The sequence below is a fragment of the Pseudocitrobacter sp. 2023LY-00077 genome (genome assembly GCF_055796175.1).
This window is the reverse complement of sequence record NZ_JBSPEI010000019.1, coordinates 1-22378: the sequence shown is the minus strand read 5'-3', so window position 1 is coordinate 22378 and position 22378 is coordinate 1. Positions and strand designations below refer to the sequence as shown.

General features: G+C 53.9%; 20 protein-coding genes. 10 read left to right on the top strand and 10 right to left on the bottom strand.

Features of this window, described 5'->3' with window-relative positions:
* The first annotated feature begins 33 nt into the window (after positions 1 to 33).
* Positions 34 to 972 (top strand): SinI family autotransporter-associated protein, encoded by a 939-nt coding sequence (locus ACWWFX_RS20655; RefSeq protein WP_473224671.1) that lies wholly within the window; start codon positions 34 to 36, stop codon positions 970 to 972.
* Between the two features lie 108 nt (positions 973 to 1080).
* Entirely contained in the window at positions 1081 to 7524 is a 6444-nt protein-coding gene (locus tag ACWWFX_RS20650) for an adhesion domain-containing protein (RefSeq protein WP_473224696.1), read from the top strand.
* An 82-nt stretch (positions 7525 to 7606) separates the two neighbouring features.
* Here ACWWFX_RS20650 and xseA read toward each other — a convergent pair whose 3' ends face one another.
* Positions 7607 to 8983, bottom strand: a complete 1377-nt coding sequence (xseA, locus tag ACWWFX_RS20645; protein ID WP_276219422.1) for an exodeoxyribonuclease VII large subunit — start codon at positions 8981 to 8983, stop codon at positions 7607 to 7609.
* 161 nt (positions 8984 to 9144) lie between these two features.
* Here xseA and guaB point away from each other — a divergent pair, with 161 nt between their 5' ends.
* The 3 genes from guaB to ACWWFX_RS20630 all read left to right on the top strand — a co-directional run bounded on the left by guaB (position 9145) and on the right by ACWWFX_RS20630 (position 13704).
* Positions 9145 to 10611, top strand: a complete 1467-nt coding sequence (gene guaB, locus ACWWFX_RS20640; protein ID WP_149464784.1) for an IMP dehydrogenase — start codon at positions 9145 to 9147, stop codon at positions 10609 to 10611.
* Positions 10612 to 10680: 69 nt separating this feature from the next.
* On the top strand, positions 10681 to 12258 hold the full coding sequence (guaA, locus tag ACWWFX_RS20635) for a glutamine-hydrolyzing GMP synthase (RefSeq protein ID WP_276219424.1): 1578 nt from the start codon (positions 10681 to 10683) through the stop codon (positions 12256 to 12258).
* 192 nt (positions 12259 to 12450) lie between these two features.
* Positions 12451 to 13704 (top strand): tyrosine-type recombinase/integrase, encoded by a 1254-nt coding sequence (locus tag ACWWFX_RS20630; protein ID WP_473224670.1) that lies wholly within the window; start codon positions 12451 to 12453, stop codon positions 13702 to 13704.
* On the opposite strand, the gene ACWWFX_RS20625 is transcribed toward ACWWFX_RS20630, so the two are convergent.
* From ACWWFX_RS20625 to ACWWFX_RS20585, 9 genes are all read right to left on the bottom strand, one after another.
* Entirely contained in the window at positions 13701 to 14252 is a 552-nt protein-coding gene (locus tag ACWWFX_RS20625; RefSeq protein ID WP_473224669.1) for a phage N-6-adenine-methyltransferase, read from the bottom strand. The two genes, ACWWFX_RS20630 and ACWWFX_RS20625, sit on opposite strands and share 4 nt — an antisense overlap.
* On the bottom strand, positions 14245 to 14544 hold the full coding sequence (locus ACWWFX_RS20620; protein WP_473224695.1) for a PerC family transcriptional regulator: 300 nt from the start codon (positions 14542 to 14544) through the stop codon (positions 14245 to 14247). The genes ACWWFX_RS20625 and ACWWFX_RS20620 overlap by 8 nt, the downstream gene beginning before the upstream one ends.
* Before the next feature lie 109 nt (positions 14545 to 14653).
* On the bottom strand, positions 14654 to 14902 hold the full coding sequence (locus ACWWFX_RS20615; protein WP_473224668.1) for a helix-turn-helix transcriptional regulator: 249 nt from the start codon (positions 14900 to 14902) through the stop codon (positions 14654 to 14656).
* A 49-nt stretch (positions 14903 to 14951) separates the two neighbouring features.
* Entirely contained in the window at positions 14952 to 15893 is a 942-nt protein-coding gene (locus ACWWFX_RS20610) for a RecT family recombinase (protein ID WP_473224667.1), read from the bottom strand.
* Positions 15890 to 16711 (bottom strand): PD-(D/E)XK nuclease-like domain-containing protein, encoded by an 822-nt coding sequence (locus tag ACWWFX_RS20605; RefSeq protein WP_473224666.1) that lies wholly within the window; start codon positions 16709 to 16711, stop codon positions 15890 to 15892. The genes ACWWFX_RS20610 and ACWWFX_RS20605 overlap by 4 nt, the downstream gene beginning before the upstream one ends.
* Positions 16708 to 17010, bottom strand: a complete 303-nt coding sequence (locus ACWWFX_RS20600; RefSeq protein ID WP_473224665.1) for a hypothetical protein — start codon at positions 17008 to 17010, stop codon at positions 16708 to 16710. The genes ACWWFX_RS20605 and ACWWFX_RS20600 overlap by 4 nt, the downstream gene beginning before the upstream one ends.
* A 7-nt stretch (positions 17011 to 17017) precedes the next feature.
* Complete coding sequence (locus ACWWFX_RS20595) at positions 17018 to 18085, bottom strand: hypothetical protein (RefSeq protein WP_473224664.1); 1068 nt, start codon at positions 18083 to 18085, stop codon at positions 17018 to 17020.
* Positions 18082 to 18234: a hypothetical protein gene (locus ACWWFX_RS20590; protein ID WP_167405884.1), complete on the bottom strand. Its 153-nt coding sequence runs from the start codon at positions 18232 to 18234 to the stop codon at positions 18082 to 18084. The genes ACWWFX_RS20595 and ACWWFX_RS20590 overlap by 4 nt, the downstream gene beginning before the upstream one ends.
* Positions 18235 to 18387: 153 nt before the next feature.
* The gene (locus tag ACWWFX_RS20585; protein ID WP_414137724.1) at positions 18388 to 18975 is read right to left on the bottom strand and encodes a helix-turn-helix domain-containing protein; all 588 of its coding nucleotides are present in this window, start codon (positions 18973 to 18975) and stop codon (positions 18388 to 18390) included.
* Positions 18976 to 19130: 155 nt separating this feature from the next.
* Between ACWWFX_RS20585 and ACWWFX_RS20580 the strand changes: the two genes are divergently transcribed.
* The 5 genes from ACWWFX_RS20580 to ACWWFX_RS20560 form a co-directional block, all read left to right on the top strand.
* Positions 19131 to 19358, top strand: coding sequence for a hypothetical protein (locus ACWWFX_RS20580; protein WP_473224663.1), 228 nt, complete (start codon positions 19131 to 19133; stop codon positions 19356 to 19358).
* 344 nt (positions 19359 to 19702) lie between these two features.
* Entirely contained in the window at positions 19703 to 20764 is a 1062-nt protein-coding gene (locus tag ACWWFX_RS20575) for a DNA cytosine methyltransferase (protein ID WP_473224662.1), read from the top strand.
* Positions 20754 to 21578 (top strand): DnaT-like ssDNA-binding domain-containing protein, encoded by an 825-nt coding sequence (locus ACWWFX_RS20570; protein WP_473224661.1) that lies wholly within the window; start codon positions 20754 to 20756, stop codon positions 21576 to 21578. Before ACWWFX_RS20575 ends, ACWWFX_RS20570 begins: the two co-directional genes overlap by 11 nt.
* 123 nt (positions 21579 to 21701) lie before the next feature.
* Entirely contained in the window at positions 21702 to 22046 is a 345-nt protein-coding gene (locus ACWWFX_RS20565; RefSeq protein ID WP_414137720.1) for a DUF1064 domain-containing protein, read from the top strand.
* A gap of 61 nt (positions 22047 to 22107) precedes the next feature.
* On the top strand, positions 22108 to 22378 hold a 271-nt coding region (locus tag ACWWFX_RS20560; protein ID WP_473224660.1), incomplete at its 3' end, for a hypothetical protein.

The window sequence follows — 22378 nt, the reverse complement described above, 5'->3', positions numbered from 1 at the left end:
CCAGTCGCTGGAATTTAATCAAGGAGAGTATTGATGAGATATCAAATGAAACAGCGACTGACTAAAGTCGCGCTGGCGGTGGCCGGATGCTGTTTAGTTCCGGCGGCGCTGGCGTGGACGGAATCAGGAACGACCGATGCCATTCAGGGGACGATCCCCTGGATCTTCCGTAGCGCCTCGGAAAAGACCGATAGCGATAAAGGGCATGTGACCGTAGCGGTTGATCGTGGCTCGCGTACTGCCACTACCGATCAGGAAAAAATGTTCCATGTAGGCGATAAGGTCACGCTCAGTTGGGTTATTGGCGATACCGAAGGCGACCTTGACAGCGGTACTAAAGGCGACAACGGCGCGACGAAAGAAACGATGCAGTGGACGAGCTACAAAGATGCCAGCGGCACCGATCCGAAGCCAATTGGTACGGCAGGCAGCGACAGCTACACGATCACCGACGCGGATCGCGGCCGTTACATTGGCGTAACGCTAACGCCAACGACGCAGACCGGTATACCGATAGCCGGTGACAAACTGTATCTGTTTGATTTATCAACGGATGCCGGCGGCGGCGATAACGACGACGATGTTCCGTCAGGCCCGGTAGTCAACGACAACCTGAAAGTTTCGATCTACGAAGACAATACCACGACTAACCTTATCGGCTCGTCGACGAAACTGAAAACCGCCACAACCTATAAAGTCCTGCTGTGGTCGGATGAAAACGGCAACGATCGGTACGATACTGGTGAAGACGTCACCGCAAACTACAACTACCGCTGGAAATTCACCGGCACCAGCCTGCAACTGGGTACGGCGGGCGGTATTGTCGCTGAATCCTGGAATAACCAGCCTCTTGTTATTCCGGTTACCAACGCGGAAGCGAAAGCGGCCTTCGACAACTCGGGCGGTGGTCTGGTTATCGGCAACGACGGTGTTCAGGGTTACGGCCTGTCCATCGAGTACGAACACAAATAATGTTCATCGCACGCCACTCCCGCAAGGGGGTGGCGTTTCCGCGTTTTTTGCTTAACGCGGCGTTAAGCAAAGCACGTTGAAGGGTAAATGATAACAATGGGTAACGGCATGGGCGGGTTGCAGAAACTAAAAAAGGCGCTGGTTTTTTTGGCGCTGGCGTTGGGGTGTTCGTCTGCGCAAGCTGGGCAATGGATCCCGCTGGATGCATCGACTGACGCGATTAATGGTACGTCGCCGCTGGCGGATAGCGCCAGCGTGCCTGTCTACCAGGGTAGCGTGCAGCTTGATCCGACCAAAACCTACGACATTGCATCTGGCGCCAAACCCGGCGAATTTAGCGTTGATGATACCGCCGTAAAATTAATATTGGCGAACCCGCGGGATACCGAAGGCGATCTGTTTAACACTCCGCCAATGCTACGCTGGGAAAACCAGACGCCGCCCGCCGTATCACTGGTGTGGGCCGATGCCGCTACACCGGAGACTCCGCTCGTTCCGCAACCCGCCGCCAGCCGCTCATTTTGTGCGCAGAACCTGGCTGGGCGTTCGCTGGTGGCCTGGCCGCAAATTAACCAGGAGCAAACCGTGCCGGCGCTGTATTTATTCACCATGACCGGCGTGCCGAATCAGGGAACCGTGGCGTTGAGCGATCAGAAAATCACGCTGAACATTGCGCCTGCACAGGGCGACCTGGTGAGCGTCAGCGCGAACGGCTATGACGACACGTTAAAAGCGGCTAAAACCACCGTTGGCGGCACAATTACCTTAACGGTCACGACCAAAGATTGCCAGGGCAATGTCGCAGGCAATATCCCCTTTATTATCAAACGTAAAGATGCACAAAACCGCCAGGGCGCGGTGAATAACACTGGCCCGGTCAGGCTGGGAAGTACCGAACTCACCACCACGGCGACGGAGTATCGCGGCACGACGGATGCCAACGGTACCGCCACGGTCGCGGTGACGCAGCCAGCGGGGCCGGGCGTGAAAACGCCGCTCGTTGTCAGCCTGGCGGGTATTAGCCAAACCAGCGAAACGGCGGTGATTTTTACCGTACTCACCAGCCCCGACGTGCCGCAGGCGAACATGTGGGGCCATATGGCGGATACCATTCAGGCCCAGCAATACACCTTCACCCGCCCGAAACTGGCGGCGGAGGTGAGCAATGAAGACGGTACGGTTGACGACCACAACGAAACCTGGTCAACCTTTATCTGGAGTGGGGCGGATCAGCACTGCGATATTCTGCCGGGGATGCGCCAGTTCGGCGCGCTGGCAACGGTGGTTCCGACCTCAATTCAGGAAGTTGCGGGCTGGCCGATGCAGAAGGACTACTACTGGTCGTCGCTGGCGGGGAGCGCCGGGCAGCACCACGCGGCAGACGTCTCTAACCGTAGTGAAGCGCAAAAGCCGGACAGTACAAAGTTCATCGTGAGCTGCGTAGATAAAGAAGCGCCCGACGTCGAGCCGGAACTGGTGTTGACGCCAGCAAATTACGATGACACGTTACAGGCGGTAAAAGTACAGGTCGGCGAGCAGACCACCATGCGTCTGACCATCACCGACAAGAAAAATAACAACCAGCCGCTGGCGTATTACTACTTCTCGCTGCATCTGGACGACGGCGTCAACCGTAAAGGTGAAACCGATACCGCATGGGAAGCCCATCCGGTACAGATTGCAGAAAATGAAAATCTGCAGAAGGTTGATGACCACACTTATCAAGGCATTACCGATGCTAACGGCCTGGCGACGCTGATCCTGACCCAGCCTGGTGGCGCAGGGGTGAAAACCCATATCACGGCGAAAATGCGCAGCGACTTTAGCGCTGAAGATGCCAAAGACGTGATTTTCACCGTGATCACAAGCCCGGACGTTTCCCAGGCCCGGATGTGGGGGCATATGCGCGGCCTTATTGCGGCGGGCAGCATTTTTAAACGTCCACTGCTGGCGGATGAAGCCTCCCATGAACTGGGTTCGATGCGCGAAAACAACGAAGACTGGGCGCTGTTTGACCAGGACACCAGTATGCAGGCGGAATGCGGCGTCGGCCATATCCCGCGCCAGAGTTCGCTGGAAAGTCTGTATGCGGCCTATCCCGGTAACGCCATTGGTACCGATTATGGTTGGCCGACGGCGAAACAGGCATATCTGACGGCGGCGGAACAGGCCTCCCATTCCTCTGTTAACCTCGGCAGCGGCGATATCGACAGCTATACGGGCTTTAAGCAAAACTACCTTAGCTGCTCCGGTAATGAAATGGTGACGCACATTGAGGTGACAACCGACCACGATGTTACCGTCGGCAGCAAAGCGCAGGCTAAGGTGGGCGAGAAAATCACCATGACGGTGCATACTCTCAACGCGCTCAATAGTGCGCCGGTGGCGAATGCGGCGTTCACGATAACCAAGGATATTGGCCTGAATCAGCGGGGGCGGGCGGATGGGTTCGACGATCCCACTAACGGCGATCTGGAGATGAATGGGACGTTTTACGGCACTTCGCAGCCATCGATGGTCTATTCTGGTACCACGGATGTTCAGGGTAATGCTACCGTCGTAATAGAACAGCCGCAGGGCGTGGGTTTAAGGACGCCGCTTATCATCACACCCGCTAATTCAGAGATCCCCAATACCGTTAATTACTCTGTAATCTTCACCGTTGCTACCAGTCCTAACGTACCCGGTCCACAGGGCGCGCAAATGTGGGGACATATGGATGACACCATCACCGTTGATTCCATGACCTTTACTCGCCCGAAATTATTTTCGGAAGTTAGCGGCGGGCGTACTTCGCTCACTGAAAATAACGAAACCTGGGTGCGCGTTGCACAAACGGATGTTGAAAATACCTCCGCTGGCGGCTGCGAGGCGAATAAAGTGCCGCGCAGAACGCAGTTGGACGCCTTGTACGATGCCAACAGCAACAACGCCATTCAGACCGTTCACGGCTGGCCGACCCAGCGCGAAGAGTACTGGAGCAGCACGCCTGCCGATAAAGTGCCGCATCTCTACGCTGCCTGGCTAAATAACGGCTCGCTGGTGAATAACAACGAGCAGCCCATTTATATGAGCTGTTTGACTGCCGCGAACCCGGCGGCGAACAGCATCACCCTGGAAGTGGTAGATCAGGCGCAGTGGAATAGCTCGCTGAGCGCCGCGAAGCTGAAAAAGGGCGAATCGCTACAGGTGAAGGTCACGGTAAAAGATTCGGCGGGCAACCCGATGCCGGACATGCCGTTTACCCTTAATCGCGGCGACGGTTATACCCGTTCAGGCGAGCGCCATGTAGCGGGCAGCGGCGATGGCATTGTCGCGCCGGTGGTTATTGATGGCGGTCAGCCTGATGAGATAACGCTGAACGATGTCGCCACCGCGTATGCAGGAATGACCGGCAGCGACGGCAGCAAAATTCTCACCATTACCCGCCCGGATACCCACGGCACCAAAACGGCGCTGACCGCTGCGTTGTATTCCGACCCGACCAAAAAAGCCAGCATGGACACCATTTTCACCGTACCCACCAGCCCGGATACGGATAAAGCCAAAATGTGGGGCCATATGCCGGAAACGCTGGAGGCCGGAGGGCTAACCTTCAAACGCCCGCTGCTGTTCGCCGAGTTAACCGGCAACCCTGCGGCAAAACGGAAATCGCCCGAGGAGGATAACGAAGCCTGGGCAATGTTTACCGAAGCGCAGGCGGGAAAGACCAATAATAACGGCTGTGGCGTTGACTATATTCCCACCCAGACCGCGCTGGAGACTCTCGCCAGCGGCTGGCATGGGCATGCGGTTGACGGCTGGCCGATCCAGAAAAATTACGATTCCAGCACGCCGGATGAAAAGAGTAACAGCGATCGTAAATATAAAAACGTGAAGCTGAGCGACGGCACCAGCAGTAGCCTGGCGGCAGCCGATATGGGCTATCTGACCTGCCAGACGACGGCCAATTTAAAGGCGAGCGCCATCGAACTGAGTTCAGCCCAGACGGCGAAATATGATAATTTTGATGCGGTAAAAGTCAGAACCAACTACACAAAGACGGGCGATTTTATCACCATGACGGTGACAACGCGCGATGCCCAGGGAAATCCTAAAGGTTATGTGCCGATTACCCTGAATCATGCCGCCACGGAACCCCGCATAGCGAATGCGACCAATTACAGTAAGATCACCAATCAGGGATCGCTGATTTACATCCACGACAGTTACAACAACCCCAGCATCTATCTCGACAACGGTGAGAAATTTTACAGCATGACCGACGGCGACGGCACGCTCACCCTGACTTTCTGGCAGCAGTATCAAGGTCAGGGAACGCGCATCCCGCTGACGGCGGAAATCGATGATGGCAGTGGAACAACGTCGAACACCCTGAGTGCGATTTTCACCACCGTGACCAGCCCGGATACGCCAAAAGCGAACTTCTGGGGGCATATGCCGGAAACCTTAACGGCGAAAAACGGTAAGGTGTTTGAACGTCCGCAACTGAAAATAGAAGCCGGGTCTTCCGTTTCCTTAGATATTAATAATGAGAGCTGGCAGCGGCTCACCATCAGCGATGCGCTAAGCGGCGCACAGAGCGGATGTAAAGATAAACTGCCTGCTATCAATGATTTGCAATCGTTGTATGAGGCATATCCCTCCGGAACGATAGAGTCTGAACAGGGCTGGCCGCTGGACAAATCCGCGTGGTCGAAACCGTTCTATTGGTCGCGGACGGTCTCCTCAAGTACAGGCTCGCTCAATCCTTCCTATAACTATATCGATCTCAGGGCAGGGAGCGTTGGGCTGATGGCCTACACCTCCGCTGAGACGTATTCTCAGACCTGCCTGAAAAACGCGGAATCGGTGGGTAATATTACCCTGACCGTTGCCCCGGAAAACTGGGACAGTGCGGAGTCTGTCGGGAAGGCGCATAAAGGCGCGCCGCTTCCACTGACGGTCAAGGTCACGCTCACCGACGGTTCGCCTGCAGCGTATGAGTCGGTGGGAATTTTGCGCGGCGTCAGTAAAAACCGCCAGGGGGCGGAAGCCTCCAGTGGCGCCAACACCGATGACCTCGTATTGGATACCTTCACCCCGGCGCAATCCATACAGAATGCCACGATGGACGGGCAGAGTAATGATAATTATGTGTTTATTCAGACCGATGCACAGGGGCAGGCAACACTGAATCTCCGCCAGGACAACTCGAACGGGTTGAAAACGCCGATAAGCGCAACGGCAATGGGCGGCAGTGCAAGACCAACCGCCGCGGTTGACGTGATTTTCAGCGTTATCACCAGCCCGGATACTCCCAAGGCAAACATGTGGGGCCATATGCCGGAAACGGTGAGCAGCGCAGACGGTACAGAGTTTGAGCGGCCAAAACTGTGGGCTGAATTAGGCGCAACCACTGGCGGAGGTATGAATGTCAATGCGGTGAAATATAATAATGAAGACTGGCCTGCGCTCTATTCGATAGGACAAAGAAGTAACCCCGATGTTGACCCGTGTGAAGATGCGCGCCATCCGTCGCTGGATGAACTTGAATCGTTATACGATCGCTATCCGAATGGCAGCATCGTGGACGCGATTGGCTGGCCGGTGAAACAGGGTGGCTATGCGTGGTGGACCAACGCCACCTGTCCTCCGAAGCCCGGTACGAATGCTTGCGAGTCAATTGATCTGTATACGGAGCAATTGCCTACGAATAAATCTCGCGCCTTCCAGGCGTGCCTGGTGCATCCGCACGTTTCCGTATCGAACGTGACGCTCACCTCGACGGCGTTTGATGCCGGTTATCAGGCGGCGGTCGTGAAAAAAGGCGAGGCGATGCCGTTGACCGTGACGGTCAAAGACGGCGCCGGGAAACCGGTGCCGAACGTGGCCTTTACCCTGAAACGCGGCGATGCCTCACCGCGTAACAGCGGCGCCACGCTGTATGGTGATGTGACGGAGATGGACGATATTATCATCCAGCCATCATCGGGTGCTGCCACGACGTTGACCGACAGCGGGAATGCGATAAGCGGCGTTACCGGCGCAGACGGTACGGCCAGCTTTACGATCCGCCAGGATAAGACGCCGGGTTATAAAACGCCAATGACGGTGACGTTGGATGATTACGCTACGATAACAACGACGCTGGACACCATTTTCACCGTCCCCACCAGCCCGAATGTCGCATCGGCCTATTTCTGGGGGCATATGGCAGATACAACATCGGTGAACGGCAAGACGCTGCATCGCCCGCTGCTGAAATCGGAAATACCTTCAAATGCGGTAGCGGCAGCTGCGCCGGATGTCAATAACGAAACCTGGGCGCTGGGGCACATGGTTGATTCAGGTAAATGGGATATTAAAGCGCAATGCGGCAGTTCGAGTAATGCGCCTGATGATGATGATCTGGTGACGCTGCATGCCAACTTTAGCGCATTGGGCTGGCCGGCTTCGCCGAGTTTCCCTTATTTATCTTCTCAGCGATGCGGGGTGTACCAAGACAGTGGGGCCCAGGATTGCGCTGTTTTCCCTGGCAGCACCGCAGGATTTGTGACCTGCTTCCAGTAACCGGTCAGCCGGATAAGGCGCTTACGTCGCATCCGGCGCTGACTGGCGTAAATTGCTGGATGGCGGCTGCGTCTTAACCGGCCTATGGATTTACCGTTTTCTTGCGCGGCTTACGTGTTTTGGTTATGGCGCTCACTTCGCTGACCACCACGCCATCGCCAAGTTGGGTAGTTAGCGTATCACCCGCTTTCACCTGTTTAACCTGCTTCAGCACCGTACCATCAGCAGCGCTGGTTACGCTATAGCCGCGTGCCAGCGTCGAAAGTGGGCTTACCGCTTCAAGGTGGGTTATCGCATTACCAAAGCGTTCACGTGTGATACTCAGTTGGGCACGAAGTGTTTCAGTCAGGCGATATTCCAGTTGTTGAATGCGGCGTTGCCCGCGATGGATCTGCGGCTGCGGATTTTGCTGGTTTAGCCGGTGCGTCAGTCGCTGTTGCTGTTGGTTCACGCGTTTAAGCTGATTTTCCAGCGCAAAGCTCATCCGCTTTTGCAGCCGTTCGAGCGTGGTTTGTTGTCGCGCCAGCCTTAATTGTGGATGCTGCTGCTGTAACCGATGATGAATTTGCGTAAAGCGGCGCATGCGATTAGCGAGATAATAATCCATCGCCATCTCCAGTCGCTGTTGAGCAGATTGTACCTGGCGCAACAATTCTTGTTGATTGCGACTCACCATTTCGGCGGCAGCAGACGGTGTTGGCGCACGCAGGTCAGCAACGAAATCGGCAATCGTCACGTCTGTTTCATGGCCGACGGCGCTGACCACCGGAATGGCACTGGTAAAAATCGCCCGCGCCACCCGCTCGTCGTTAAAACTCCATAGATCTTCCAGCGAACCGCCGCCGCGCCCGACGATTAACACGTCGCACTCATTGCGCTGATTCGCCATTTCAATGGCGCGAACAATTTGCCCCGGCGCATCATCGCCCTGAACGGCGGTGGGATAGATGATCACTGGTAGAGACGGATCGCGTCGTTTTAACACATGCAGAATATCGTGCAGCGCCGCGCCGGTTTTTGACGTAATCACCCCAACGCAGTGCGCAGGTGAGGGAAGCGGTTTTTTTAATTGCTGATCGAACAATCCTTCTGTCTGTAATTTCTCTTTTAGCTGTTCGTACTTCTGTTGCAGCAAGCCTTCACCGGCAGGCTGCATGCTTTCGACGATAATCTGGTAGTCGCCGCGTGGCTCATACAACGTAATATTGGCACGCACCAGCACCTGCTGCCCGTGTTGCGGACGGAACGTCACCCGGCGATTGCTGTTGCGGAACATCGCGCAGCGTACCTGGGCGGTATCGTCTTTGAGGGTAAAGTACCAGTGCCCGGAAGAGGGCTGGCTAAAGTTAGAGATTTCGCCGCTGATCCACACTTGCCCCATCTCCTGCTCAAGCAGCAAACGGACGGTCTGATTCAGGCGACTAACCGTAAAAATTGCGGGGGATTGAGATGGTAACATGTGAGCGAGATCAAATTCTAAATCAGCAGGTTATTCAATCGATAGTAACGTGCTGACCGGGGAGCGCAAGCATTATTTGCAAAAAAAGGTGGATGCAACCGATTACGCTCTGTATAATGCCACGGCAATATTTATTAACCACTCTGGTCGAGATATTGCCCATGCTACGTATCGCTAAAGAAGCTCTGACGTTTGACGACGTCCTCCTTGTTCCCGCTCATTCCACCGTTCTGCCGAATACTGCTGACCTCAGCACCCAACTGACGAAAACTATTCGCCTGAATATTCCTATGCTCTCTGCGGCAATGGACACCGTGACTGAAGCTCGCCTGGCTATCGCGCTGGCGCAGGAAGGCGGCATCGGCTTTATCCACAAAAACATGTCTATCGAGCGCCAGGCTGAAGAAGTGAAGCGCGTGAAGAAACATGAGTCCGGTATTGTCACCGACCCGCAGACCGTTCTGCCGACCACTACGCTTCGCGAAGTGAAAGAACTGACTGAGCGTAACGGCTTCGCAGGCTACCCGGTTGTCACCGAAGATTACGAGCTGGTGGGTATCATTACCGGTCGTGACGTGCGTTTCGTTACCGACCTCAGCCAGCCGGTCAGCGTATACATGACGCCGAAAGAGCGTCTGGTTACCGTGCGTGAAGGCGAAACCCGCGAAGTGGTTCTGGCAAAAATGCACGAAAAACGCGTTGAAAAAGCGCTGGTTGTTGACGACAGCTTCCATCTGCGCGGCATGATCACCGTTAAAGATTTCCAGAAAGCAGAACGTAAACCGAATGCCTGTAAAGACGAGCATGGCCGTCTGCGCGTAGGCGCGGCAGTAGGCGCGGGTGCGGGCAACGAAGAGCGTGTTGATGCGCTGGTTGCCGCGGGCGTTGACGTCCTGCTGATTGACTCCTCACATGGCCACTCCGAAGGCGTTCTGCAACGTATTCGTGAAACCCGTGCTAAATATCCTGATCTGCAAATTATTGGCGGTAACGTCGCAACGGGCGCAGGCGCTCGCGCGCTGGCGGAAGCCGGTTGCAGCGCAGTTAAGGTAGGTATTGGTCCTGGCTCCATCTGTACTACCCGCATCGTTACCGGCGTAGGTGTTCCGCAGATCACCGCTGTTTCCGACGCAGTTGAAGCGCTGGAAGGTATGGGCATTCCGGTTATCGCCGACGGCGGTATTCGTTTCTCAGGCGATATTGCGAAAGCCATCGCCGCTGGTGCAAGCGCGGTAATGGTGGGTTCCATGCTGGCGGGTACTGAAGAATCCCCGGGTGAAATCGAACTCTACCAGGGCCGTTCTTACAAATCTTACCGTGGTATGGGTTCCCTGGGCGCGATGTCTAAAGGGTCTTCTGACCGTTACTTCCAGAGCGATAACGCAGCCGACAAACTGGTACCGGAAGGTATCGAAGGCCGCGTCGCTTACAAGGGTCGCCTGAAAGAGATCATTCACCAGCAGATGGGCGGCCTGCGCTCCTGTATGGGCCTGACCGGTTGTGGTACGATTGACCTGCTGCGTACTAAAGCTGAATTCGTACGCATCAGCGGTGCGGGCATTCAGGAAAGCCACGTTCACGACGTGACCATCACCAAAGAATCCCCGAACTACCGTCTGGGTTCCTGATTTTCTTCGCCCGACTCCGCGTCGGGCGATTTATTTACCCTGTTTCACTTGCCTCGGAACAATCGTCAAATGACAGACAATATTCATAAGCATCGCATTCTTATTCTCGATTTCGGATCGCAGTACACCCAACTGGTTGCACGTCGCGTACGTGAGCTGGGCGTCTACTGTGAACTGTGGGCGTGGGATGTTACTGAAGCACAAATCCGTGAGTTTAATCCAAGCGGCATCATCCTTTCCGGTGGCCCGGAAAGCACCACTGAAGAAAACAGCCCGCGCGCGCCGCAATATGTCTTCGAAGCTGGCGTCCCGGTATTTGGCGTGTGCTATGGCATGCAAACCATGGCCATGCAACTTGGCGGTCACGTGGAAGGCTCCTCTGAGCGTGAATTCGGCTATGCACAGGTTGAAGTCCTGACCGACAGCGCGCTGGTTCGCGGTATCGAAGACTCCCTGACGCCGGAAGGCAAACCGCTGCTGGACGTCTGGATGAGCCACGGCGACAAAGTCACCGCGATCCCGGCTGACTTCGTTACCGTTGCCAGCACTGAGACCTGCCCGTTCGCGATTATGGCGAACGAAGAAAAACGCTTCTACGGCGTGCAGTTCCATCCGGAAGTGACCCACACCCGTCAGGGTATGCGCATGCTGGAGCGTTTTGTTCTGGATATCTGCCAGTGCGAAGCCCTGTGGACTCCTGCAAAAATTATCGACGACGCTGTAGCCCGTATTCGCGAACAGGTTGGCGATGACAAAGTGATCCTTGGCCTCTCCGGCGGCGTGGACTCGTCTGTAACCGCGATGCTGCTGCACCGCGCTATCGGCAAAAACCTGACCTGTGTCTTCGTGGATAACGGCCTGCTGCGTCTGAATGAAGCTCAGCAGGTGATGGATATGTTTGGCGATCACTTCGGTCTGAACATTATTCACGTGGAAGGTGAAAAACGCTTCCTCGATGCGCTGGCGGGTGAGAATGACCCGGAAGCGAAACGTAAAATCATCGGTCGCGTGTTTGTTGAAGTGTTCGACGAAGAAGCGTTGAAACTGGAAGATGTGAAATGGCTGGCACAGGGCACTATCTATCCGGACGTTATCGAATCTGCGGCTTCCGCCACCGGTAAAGCGCACGTCATCAAATCTCACCACAACGTGGGCGGCCTGCCGAAAGAGATGAAGATGGGCCTGGTTGAACCGCTGCGTGAACTGTTTAAAGATGAAGTGCGTAAAATTGGCCTGGAACTTGGCCTGCCGTACGACATGCTCTACCGTCACCCGTTCCCGGGCCCAGGCCTCGGCGTTCGCGTACTGGGCGAAGTGAAGAAAGAGTACTGCGACCTGCTGCGTCGTGCGGATGCTATCTTCATCGAAGAACTGCATAAAGCGGATCTGTACAACAAAGTGAGCCAGGCGTTCACCGTGTTCCTGCCGGTACGTTCCGTTGGCGTAATGGGCGATGGCCGTAAGTACGATTGGGTTGTTTCCCTGCGTGCTGTCGAAACCATCGACTTTATGACCGCACACTGGGCACACCTGCCGTACGACTTCCTGGGCCGTGTGTCCAACCGCATCATCAACGAAGTGAACGGCATTTCCCGCGTGGTGTATGACATCAGCGGTAAACCGCCAGCAACGATTGAGTGGGAATGATTAACAGCTAGCTCATAGCTAATCATACCTATTCAAATACATCATCAACCCTCTGTTTTTACAGAGGGTTTTTGTTTTTATGTATTCATATCTATTCACGCTACCTCACTTTTTTCGTCGGTACAGGTGACGGTATTACCCTTAAGGTATACTCTCATACCGTCATAATCATGGATGCTATACGGGTGAAAAGTGCTTACCGATACCAAACTAAAAAACCTCAAGCCACAAGACAAACTCTACAAAGTTACTGACCGTGACGGGCTCTATGTTGCCGTCCTCACGTCAGGTTCTGTCTCGTTCCGGTACGACTATCGCATTAATGGCCGCCGGGAAACGCTGGTGATCGGACAGTATGGGCGTGACGGTATCAGCCTGGCAGAAGCGCGCGAAGAACTCATTGCCGCCAAAAAGCTGCTGAAAGCAGGCCAGTCGCCTGCTGCGGCGAAACGTGACGGTATCAGGAAGATACAGGGGGCTGAGACATTCGCGGTACATACCGACAGTTATATGAAGCACGTAGTGCTGGCGGACAGTACCAGAGATATGAAACAGGCCGTAATTGATCGCGATATTATGCCGGTACTCGGCAACAAGGTTATGTCGGAAATCACAACGTCCATGGTGCGTGACCTGTGCGACCGTATCGTTGAGCGTGGCGGGCGGGCGACTGCGGTTCAGGCCAGGGAGATAATCAGCAGTGTATACCGGCATGCAAACGATCGTGGCCATGGCCTGTTTAATCCCGCAGCAGACATCAAACCATCATCCATTGCCATGTTTAAGCCCCGCGAGAGGACGCTCTCTCCTGATGAGATCTGCATTTTCTTCCGTGCGCTGGAAGACATCGGCGCAATGGGTACGATGAAGATGGCGCTCAAGTTGGTGCTGCTGACGCTGGTCCGTAAGAACGAATTCATCCAGGCCACATGGCCGGAGATTGATTTTAAGAAATGGACGTGGACGATACCGTCAGACAGGATGAAAGGAAGCCGGTCACATGTTATCTATTTGCCAAAACAGGCGCAGGACCTGCTGGTGGGTTTGCAGATGTGCGCTGGTGGAAGTGAATACATTGTTCCAGGCCGCTACAACTTCCGCAAGCCGCTATCGAACGCCGCGCTGAATTCACTTATAGACCGTACCGTGGAAGACATAAACAAAGATGGCGAGAAGATACAGGACTTCACCGTGCATGATCTTCGCCGCACGGCCAGTACGCTGCTGCATGAAGCAGGATACCCATCAGACTGGATTGAAAAGGCGCTGGCGCATGAGCAGAAGGGCGTCCGTGCGGTATATAACAAAGCGGAGTATGCCAGGCAGCGCGCGTACATGTTGCAACAGTGGGCTGATATGGTTGATGCATGGATTAACGGGGAGCACACCGATCTGGTGCCGTTCTCCCCATCGAAATTTGAAAAGTGGCTGGAAGGAAATGATTAAGCCGCCTCTCGGCTCGCTAATCTTGCAATACCAAACTCAATTAGAGCATCACGCTCAACGGTAGTGAAATCGCATTGTGTGCGTGGGTACGGCCTCCAGATGAGCAGCATTGAACCCTTATTGTTTCCGCTTACTGGCTTTCCGGTAACCGGGTTAATAAATGCCAGCCGTCCGGCGGTGATGAAGCGAACCTCACTGGCGGTCTGGATTGCCTCCTTGAACCAGCCTACAGATGTATCGGACGGTACCAGCATAACAGTGCCAATCTGGTTTTTGCTTTCGGCGGCAGCTTTCTTCACGAAAGGCATAATGTCACTGTACGGCGGGTTTATCCAGACGTGGCCAGGGATGGACATGTAATCAGCCCACGGCGTTACCAGTGTATTCTGCTCTTCGGTTATAAACCTGCGGCAAAGTGCATTATGCGGCGCTGCGGCGGCATCCAGTTGGAAGCAGAACTCAGCATCAAGCGCGGAAAATATCGCCGGTGGCGTACGCCATAAATCGCGCTTATCTGCAGGCGTATTACTTCCGGTGAAATCAGTCATACACCACCCCACGACAACAGATTCCGCTGTAATCGCCCCGACGAAGGCCGTTACCTTTCGTGATGCATTGATCCCGGCGCGCAGCGATTCGCGCACGTTCAACTTCACCGCTGGCAGCATCCATGCATTCCAGCCAAAGGCGGTAAGCTATCCGATAATGACCACTTTTCTCTCGCTCAATAGCCCGTTTTTCGATCTCTACTGCCTCAGGCGTCACAGCAAGAACCTTCTCCACGCGCTTCATTGAAACGTAGTCAGCGTGGTATTTCTGGAGTTTTGTCATTTTTTTCATCGTATCCAGCCCTCTCGAAATATAACCGCCAGCAGCCAAAGCCAGGCGGCGATAGAGGTCAGGAACCAGTACCATCCTGACCACTTATTCCAGTGCCTGCTTAACGCTTTCATGCTGCACTGCTGACCGGTCGATAAATTCTCTGATCAACCGGTGGCTTTTTTCCGCCATACTCTGCCGGGCTTTCTGCTTTGCGCTTATCGAGCCAGGCTTCAACTTCTTCCTGAGTCCAGGCGCAGCGCTTATCGGTGATGTACCAGCGCTTCGGAAATTCACCATCTCGCTCCAGTCTGTCGATAGTGCTCCATGACAGTGGCACCACCGCCAGGAGCTCCTTCTTACCTAATGCACCTTTCATAAATACCTCTCTTGATTGAAGGTGTGGCGCCGCAGCGCCACGGTGGTGATTACATAGGGACTTCGTTCAGCTCATCGCGGCGGATGGTGTAAACGTCAGTGGCTTTAGCCAGGCGGTCATCATCATTAGCGAGCTTACTGGCGACGTATTTGTATGCCTTATCCAGATCCTTTAGCGTGTTGTAGTTCATCGCTGCATCAGTGAAAGCGCACAGGATTTCATCTGGATCGCGGTCATCACTGCTCTTTAGTTTCTCTTCTTGGTGCTGCTCAGGCTTCGCGTTGATCAGCTTGTTCATGCCTGAGGCTGTTGCTGGCGTCGGGGTGATATCGCGTTCAACGCGCGGCGCCGCCTCCTGCAATTCGTCTGGGGTGTAGACGCCCATTATTACGTCAGGGCAGTGCAGGCGTGACCAGCGCTTGGTTGCCAGGTATGCAAGTTGTTGTTTAGGATCGCTAGCCCAAAGAGTGGAGTTTCTTACCTGTGCCTGAGACAGCATTAACTCAAGCACTCGAGGGTGTTCTTCTCCCTTCATGGTCGCCCATACGCGGACACCGCAACCTGCTTCATCTTTCAATGTCCATGCTGGCGCAATGTAGGAATTTCCCTTCTGGGATGTTTTCTCTACAAACTTGCCGATCACGTTTTCCCATGGTCCAAACCACTCGTAGTTAATGCGATCTTTCGTTGGTGACATCGTGGTGATGACCGCGTTTACCAGTTGAGCCTCATAACCAAGAGTGCCGCTGACAACATGAGTTTTCTGCGCGACGGCGAAAGGGTTCATGCCCCACTGCGCAGCCTGCATCGCTACCGCCATGCAATCAGCTGGCTTTCCGGCGAGGTGAGCCGGGACGGTTACACGGCTTTGAGACATGACCTCGGCAAACTTCATCAACTGGTTCAACCCTTCAGGGCTAAAAATGGTTGCCGCGGTGCCAGCGATAGCGGTATCTACTGGCGCGTTCATGTTTGCGATTTCATTGCTCATACGTACATATCCTGTTTGCGTGCCCACTCAGGGCGTTTAATAATTTCAAATCCACCCCAGTCGCCTGATTCACGGCACTGGTGATAGGTATTCAGATCCCGGCGGTAAAGTGCGTGCCCGGCGTCAACATCCTGAGAGTCGAGTTCGAACACGCGTACCGGGTAACGACCGCAGTCGATGGTTTCGCTCACTGCCAGGAAGAAGAATCCGTGCGGTTCACCGGTTGTATGCTGTGCCCCTTCTCGGTACATCGCGTCCTGAACGTGATAACGGAACTCCTCGATGTGGCGAGCGAATCGCTCCATATCAGCTACCTTTTTCACGTCCAGAATTACCGGGTGATTCTTCAGGCGTTTGTCCGGGCGAATGCGGCACAACTCGCCAGTCTCCGGATCCGTCCAGTAATGCGATGCCTCGCAGAATCCCTCAGCTTCAAGCAGCCAGCGCGCCGCAGGGTGTGCCATCGCGCTATCACGCATCAGTTGCAGTTTGCGTCCCTGCTCTGCATCCATTACCGTCATTCCCATACCGTCAACATCACGAAGGAAAGCGGCCTCATCCTCTTTTCCGGCGGTAGTGCGGCGGTTGAACTGCGGCGCCACGATGAAACGTTTGTCGAATTCTTCCGGCTCAAGAAGCAGACAGTGCAGTGCTGTACCCATGTCCAGCGCCTTCAACTTTTCGGTATCGACAGGTGCTGACTTCTGCCACTGCAACAGTGCCGGGCTCATTGCCACCATATCCAGTTGCGATTTACTCACGCCGTCCCCGGCGTGGTAGTCCTCGTTGCTGATGTCGAAATAGATGCCTTGTTTCATGCCGCTGCCCTCGTGCTGTCGATTTTGTCTGCCAGATCTAGGCGAGCGATAATTCCGGTCAACTCACGCTTTAATGACGACATCAATTCTTCGAACTCGCAGCTTTCACGCGCCGCTTCCAGGATTTCAGGGCGAACACCGGCACGCAGCAGGGAGCGGTCGAATGAATCATCAAGTTCAGATCCGCTTGTTGCGTCGATTAGCTCAACGTGACGGTCATACAGGTCAGATGACAACTGATAATCTGACTCAAAGAGCGCGACGATTTTTTTCAGGTTGTTGAATTGACGAATATTCATGACCACCTCAATATTTGATGGATATTGCAGATATCTTTCCGCTGGCGATGGCAATCAGCGCTTTTTCTGCCATTTCCTGAGAAAGCCCGCTTTCAATCAGGTCTGCGATAGCCTGACGATTGATAGTGCGGCGATGCTCTTTGTCAGCCGCACGTCGAGATTCTTCGTCAGCAATGCGTTTAGCTTCGGCCTGGCGTTTTTCTTCCGCTTCAGCATGTGTGCGGCGCTCTGCTTCGATAGCGTCTTTCTTTTCCTGTTCCGCTTTTTCAGCGGCAACCTTTGCTTCACGCTCTGACTTCTGCTGGGCTTCAATTTTTTCGCGCTCTGCACGTTCAACTGCTGCTTTGGCTTCAGCTTCGCGGCGCGCAGATGCATCGATTTCAGCTTGTGCTTTTGCTTCTGCATCACGCTTGGCCTGCTCCGCAGCTTCCCGGCGGATAGCATCTTCACGCTCAACGCGTGCTTTTTCTTCAGCTTCTTTACGTAAGCGTTCAAGTTCAGCAGCTTCGTGCTCACGCTTTTTCGCCACCGCAAGAGAGGCTTCGAGTTGCTGAATTGTTGAGTCTTTAGCAACACCAGCCTCTGCTGCTCGCTCTTGCCAGCTGTCATCCAGAACCACAGATTTAGCCTCCTGAATGCGATCCTGAATATCAGTGGATGGCAGATAATTTCCAGCAGCGTCGATCACTTCAGCCAGCGAGCGCAAATACACAAGACGCTGTTGCAGTGCTTCGGTGCGCTCCTTTTCGGCGTCTTCCCATTCAGTAAGCGGGCGGCGTACTTCGTCGCGCAGGTTGTCGCACTCGGTTACGAAACGACGTAACTCTGCTTCCACCACCTTTGGCTGCTCTTTCAGGCGCTTCAGGTAGTCACGGCCAGGCTTCTCAACCGCTGTTTTACTGCGTGAAACCTGCGCTGCCAGTGAAGCAACGCGGGCACGTCCTTTGGCAGTTGTCAGGTCAGGAACTTCTTTAACGCCTTCGCGGATCTGCTCGAGAAACTTTTCCAGCCCGTTTTCGACATAAATACCTAGTGCCAGATCCGGCCCGATTTCGATAATTGCTAATTCTGTCATTTCCCGTTCCCCCACATTTCGTTTGCAACTTCGTTAGAAACCTTATTCACGAATGCCCACTGCATTCCTTCTTTCAGCGTGCGGAATTTCCAGCTCATGAGCCCGCAGGCTGTAACGCAGTACCATCCGTTAATAATCTGCCACTGCATAACTGTTACCTCTTCGTGTTACCGTTGGGGTAATAATTATCCGTAAGTGATTTGGTGTCAATAGATATGAGCATAAAAAATTACCCGAAAGGTAATATTTAAGGCATAAAAAAAGCCGCTCTATGGCGGCTTATGTGCTGATAATGAAGGGTTTTATGGCTGCTGCTTGTCGTTTTTTACCATGACAAAATCGATGAAGTTTTTGATGTTGTCTTTTTCCGCTTCAGGTAACAATGCATAGCGAGAGCGGTCATAGTTGATAGTGGCCGGGTCGTTCGGCGGGATCAGTAATTCGTATCCACGGCGCCCGAATGCTGCCGCTATCGCGTCGAGGTTTGCGATAGTGATGCTTACCTCATTACGCAGCATGCGATTGATAGAGGCCTGGCTGATGCCGGAAGCTTCCGCCAGCTTCTGCTGTGATGACAGCTCACGGTTGCTGCCCATCCAGGCTTTAAGATTATGAGCTGCGACTTCACCAATCTGCCCGGCGTCCATCTGGGCAACGTCGTCCTGCATAGCGAAGTAGTGATCAACATCGAGCCAGTTGGTAGGCTTGTTCCCGGCCTTCTCAATCTTACGCGCTACTGTATCGCCTATCTTCTTCTTGTTATTTGACCAGCGGCTTACCAGGTTAGGCTCAATCTCCATGCGTTCCGCCAGGCGAGACTGTACGCCGTTGAACTCACGGTCGATTAGGTCTTTCAGGTTGTCGCGGCGAATATCATGGATGCTTTTCATTGGCTGGTATTTTTTCTCTTTTGTGAATCAGTTTAGTGATTCAATTAAAAGAGATTTTACCCTACAGGTAAATGAACCTCTAGGGTAACAATCCTTGATTTTTATTACCTTTTGGGTGAATATTGATTATCTGAAATGAATATCAGGCAATAGTTATGAGCGAGAACACTCCGTTTGATTTTAAGAAGTGCTGGCTTGCACTCACGCCGGATGAGCGCGACGCCTTTGCAGAAGCGGCCGGAACGACAAGTCACTATATCCATACGCACTTAACAGGGAAGCGGAAAACGCCGGGTAAGCGACTGATGAATGGGCTTTTCCTTGCTGCAAAAAACCTCGGATGGGTAAGAACTAAACCAGAATTCGCTGTCTTTTTCTACTGATTCCCCTGCTGTAAATCCTCCAAAAGCCGCCGTCTGGCGGCCTTTTCATATCTATTCACACCTCAAAGGTAATAATAATCCATTTGTGGTTGATCTTTTTTCCTGCACAGCACAAAATTACCGATATCAATAACACAATAGAGGTCATCCACTGTGAAGATAGTCACCAGACTGGAGGCAGCTAAGGCCGGGCTTAACCGGTTTTACACTGGCAAGCCATGCCGAAACGGTCACCTGTCAGAACGATATGTGCTTAACGGTACATGCGTGCAGTGCGCGTTCGAAAGCACTGGCCGCCACAGGAGTGTATTTGCCAAAGCATTGAGAGAAGCGCGGGAGGCAACATGATTTCGGCAGCCTACTACAACGAAATCGACCCATTTGCAGCGCAGTGGCTGCGTAACCTGATCGCCGGCGGTCACATTGCGCCTGGTGAAGTTGATGAAAGGAGTATTGAAGATGTCACACCTGACGACCTGCGAGGGTTTACGCAGTGCCATTTCTTCGCCGGTATCGGCGTCTGGTCTCATTCCCTGCGCATCGCAGGATGGCCAGACGATAAACCCGTCTGGACAGGGTCATGTCCGTGCCAACCTTTCAGCGCGGCAGGCAAAGGAGATGGGTTTGATGACGAGCGGCACTTATGGCCAGCCTTCTTCCACCTCATCAGCGAGCGCAGACCTCAGCATGTCTTTGGCGAACAGGTTGCAGCAGGAAACGCAAACGCATGGTTCGACCTTGTACAAGCAGACCTGGAAGGAATGGGCTACGCCTTCGGGCTTGTGCCGTTTACGTCAGCGGGCGTCGGTGCGCCGCACATCAGAGAGCGGGCCTACTGGGTGGCCAACGCCAGTAGCAAATACGAATCCGCAGCCGGAGACGAAACGGGGTCTGCAACATGTCTCCGGAGCAGCCCGTTTGACGGGGTGGCAGACGCCTGTTGCGAACGACTCAACCGGATCGACTCATTGCTACAACGGGAAGAATTCAGACGGAACACCGAAGGTTTGCCTGAAGCTACCGGGCTCGGTTCTGCTTGCGGGGTGGGTGACGCCAACAACTCGCGACTGGAAAGACACTTCTGGAATGACGGCGCAACGGGATGGGAAGGAGCGACTGGATCAGTTGCCGAGACAGGCTTACACGGCAGGCCCCTTGAGGTTAACGGTTTTTGGCGAGATGCGGACTGGCTCTTTTGTCGAGATGGGCAATGGCGTCCAGTTGAACCCGGCACATTCCCGCTGGTTGCAAGGTTTGCCAAAAGCCTGGGACACGGCAAGTCCTCATTACGAGCAATGGCAGGCCGCAACCGCACAGGCAGACTTAAGGGTTACGGTAACGCTATAAACGCACAGGCGGCGGCAGAGTTCATTCGCGCTTACATGGGGGTCAACTATGGCCGGTGACTGGATAAAAATGCGTGCCGACCTGCACACGCACCCGAAAGTTGTCCGCATGGCGTCCGCATTGAAAGCGGACAGATTGCGGATAGTTGGCGGACTACATTCCGCATGGTGTCTTTTTGATGTCCATTCTGTTGACGGTTTCCTTGACGGATACAGTGCGGAGACGCTCGATGACCTGATCGGATTCCCCGGCTTCGCCAGGGCGATGATGGCTGTCGGATGGCTTGAAGAAAATGGAGAAAGCCTAGTAATTCCGCGCTTTGAAGCCCATAACGGGCAGTCTGCCAAGCGTCGCGCACAGGACGCTGACAGGAAAAGATCCAAGAGAAATGTCGTCAAAACGTCCGCACCAGAAGCGGACAAAAAGCGGACCAGAGAAGAGAAGAGAAGAGAAGATCTAAAAGATAAAACCCCACACACAGGCGACGGCGAAAACGAGCCTGTGGATAACTCTGAGGTTGGCGAACCTGACCCGGCAGCTAACAACGTGGTCATGGATGGATACGCGCCACCTGGCGGAATGGGTGAGTTTGGTAAATTCCAGATGCGTGAAGACTGGCGACCTGATGATGACCTAGTTAGGCGAGCTTCCCTGTGGGGTATCGCATTGCAGGCGCCGGCCACCGATTTCGAACTGGCAGAGTTCATTACGTACTGGAAAGCGGAGGGCAAGGCTTTCCATCATGACCAGTGGTTGCAGAAGCTGGCGCGCAGCGTGCAGGCATCACGGGCTAAGCCGGTGCCACAACAGCGCAGGGACGTGAACGCAATGTCTGAACCTGATACCTCCATACCACCTGGATTCAGGGGATAGCTGGCAGCAGGGCGCAGTGGCGCATTTTTTTACGCCACAGTTATTACCTATAAGGTAAAAAATAATGCGCATATCTATTGATATTAATCCGTAAGTGGATTTAAATTACCTAAAGGGTAAGCCATGAGAAAGCAGATACAGGCACTTGGCAGACTCAAAACCGGGCAGATGAACAAGACCGAATCGGCGTACTGCCAGCTACTTGAGCTGCGCAAGCGCGCCGGAGAGGTGGCCTGGTACCGGTTTGAAGGCATCAAGTTACGTCTGGCTGATAACACGTTCTACACGCCGGATTTCGCAGTGATGCTCGCCAGCGGTGAGATGGAGTTGCACGAATGCAAAGGATTCTGGACCGACGACGCCAGGGTGAAAACCAAGGTTGCCGCAGACCAGTATCCGTTCCGCATCATCGCGGTGACACCGAAGACGAAGAAAGCGGGGGGTGGCTGGAAGGTCGAAGAGTTCTGAAACGACGATCCTTTTAGTTATCAAACTAATCAATAACTTAAGCGGGTAAGTGGGGGTAAGTATGAGCACTAATAACGAATTGCTGATTAGGCTTGCGAGAGCAGCAGTGAAGACAATGTCACTACCTGATGCGGACATTGTTACCAAGTTATGCACTCAACTGGATTGTGCACTAGCTGCGGCTCGTACTGCATGCGGTGAGCGTACAGCAGCACACTCAACGATTGAGAAAGCGCGTGAAGTGACGAACTGTCCGCAGGGTGTGGAGTTGCAGGAGCATTTGAGGGCTTTGGTTGCTGAGAATGTGGCGCTGAAAAATGCAGCTGAGTTTT

Coding starts and splice junctions, on each gene's coding strand:
- guaA (WP_276219424.1), top strand. CDS start 10,681: ATGACAGACAATATTCATAAGCATCGCATTCTTATTCTCGATTTCGGA.
- ACWWFX_RS20620 (WP_473224695.1), bottom strand. CDS start 14,544: ATGAAAAAAATGACAAAACTCCAGAAATACCACGCTGACTACGTTTCA.
- ACWWFX_RS20615 (WP_473224668.1), bottom strand. CDS start 14,902: ATGAAAGGTGCATTAGGTAAGAAGGAGCTCCTGGCGGTGGTGCCACTG.
- ACWWFX_RS20580 (WP_473224663.1), top strand. CDS start 19,131: ATGAGCGAGAACACTCCGTTTGATTTTAAGAAGTGCTGGCTTGCACTC.
- ACWWFX_RS20655 (WP_473224671.1), top strand. CDS start 34: ATGAGATATCAAATGAAACAGCGACTGACTAAAGTCGCGCTGGCGGTG.
- guaB (WP_149464784.1), top strand. CDS start 9,145: ATGCTACGTATCGCTAAAGAAGCTCTGACGTTTGACGACGTCCTCCTT.
- ACWWFX_RS20610 (WP_473224667.1), bottom strand. CDS start 15,893: ATGAGCAATGAAATCGCAAACATGAACGCGCCAGTAGATACCGCTATC.
- ACWWFX_RS20590 (WP_167405884.1), bottom strand. CDS start 18,234: ATGCAGTGGCAGATTATTAACGGATGGTACTGCGTTACAGCCTGCGGG.
- ACWWFX_RS20565 (WP_414137720.1), top strand. CDS start 21,702: ATGAGAAAGCAGATACAGGCACTTGGCAGACTCAAAACCGGGCAGATG.
- ACWWFX_RS20575 (WP_473224662.1), top strand. CDS start 19,703: ATGATTTCGGCAGCCTACTACAACGAAATCGACCCATTTGCAGCGCAG.
- ACWWFX_RS20585 (WP_414137724.1), bottom strand. CDS start 18,975: ATGAAAAGCATCCATGATATTCGCCGCGACAACCTGAAAGACCTAATC.
- ACWWFX_RS20600 (WP_473224665.1), bottom strand. CDS start 17,010: ATGAATATTCGTCAATTCAACAACCTGAAAAAAATCGTCGCGCTCTTT.
- ACWWFX_RS20625 (WP_473224669.1), bottom strand. CDS start 14,252: ATGACTGATTTCACCGGAAGTAATACGCCTGCAGATAAGCGCGATTTA.
- ACWWFX_RS20570 (WP_473224661.1), top strand. CDS start 20,754: ATGGCCGGTGACTGGATAAAAATGCGTGCCGACCTGCACACGCACCCG.
- xseA (WP_276219422.1), bottom strand. CDS start 8,983: ATGTTACCATCTCAATCCCCCGCAATTTTTACGGTTAGTCGCCTGAAT.
- ACWWFX_RS20650 (WP_473224696.1), top strand. CDS start 1,081: ATGGGCGGGTTGCAGAAACTAAAAAAGGCGCTGGTTTTTTTGGCGCTG.
- ACWWFX_RS20595 (WP_473224664.1), bottom strand. CDS start 18,085: ATGACAGAATTAGCAATTATCGAAATCGGGCCGGATCTGGCACTAGGT.
- ACWWFX_RS20605 (WP_473224666.1), bottom strand. CDS start 16,711: ATGAAACAAGGCATCTATTTCGACATCAGCAACGAGGACTACCACGCC.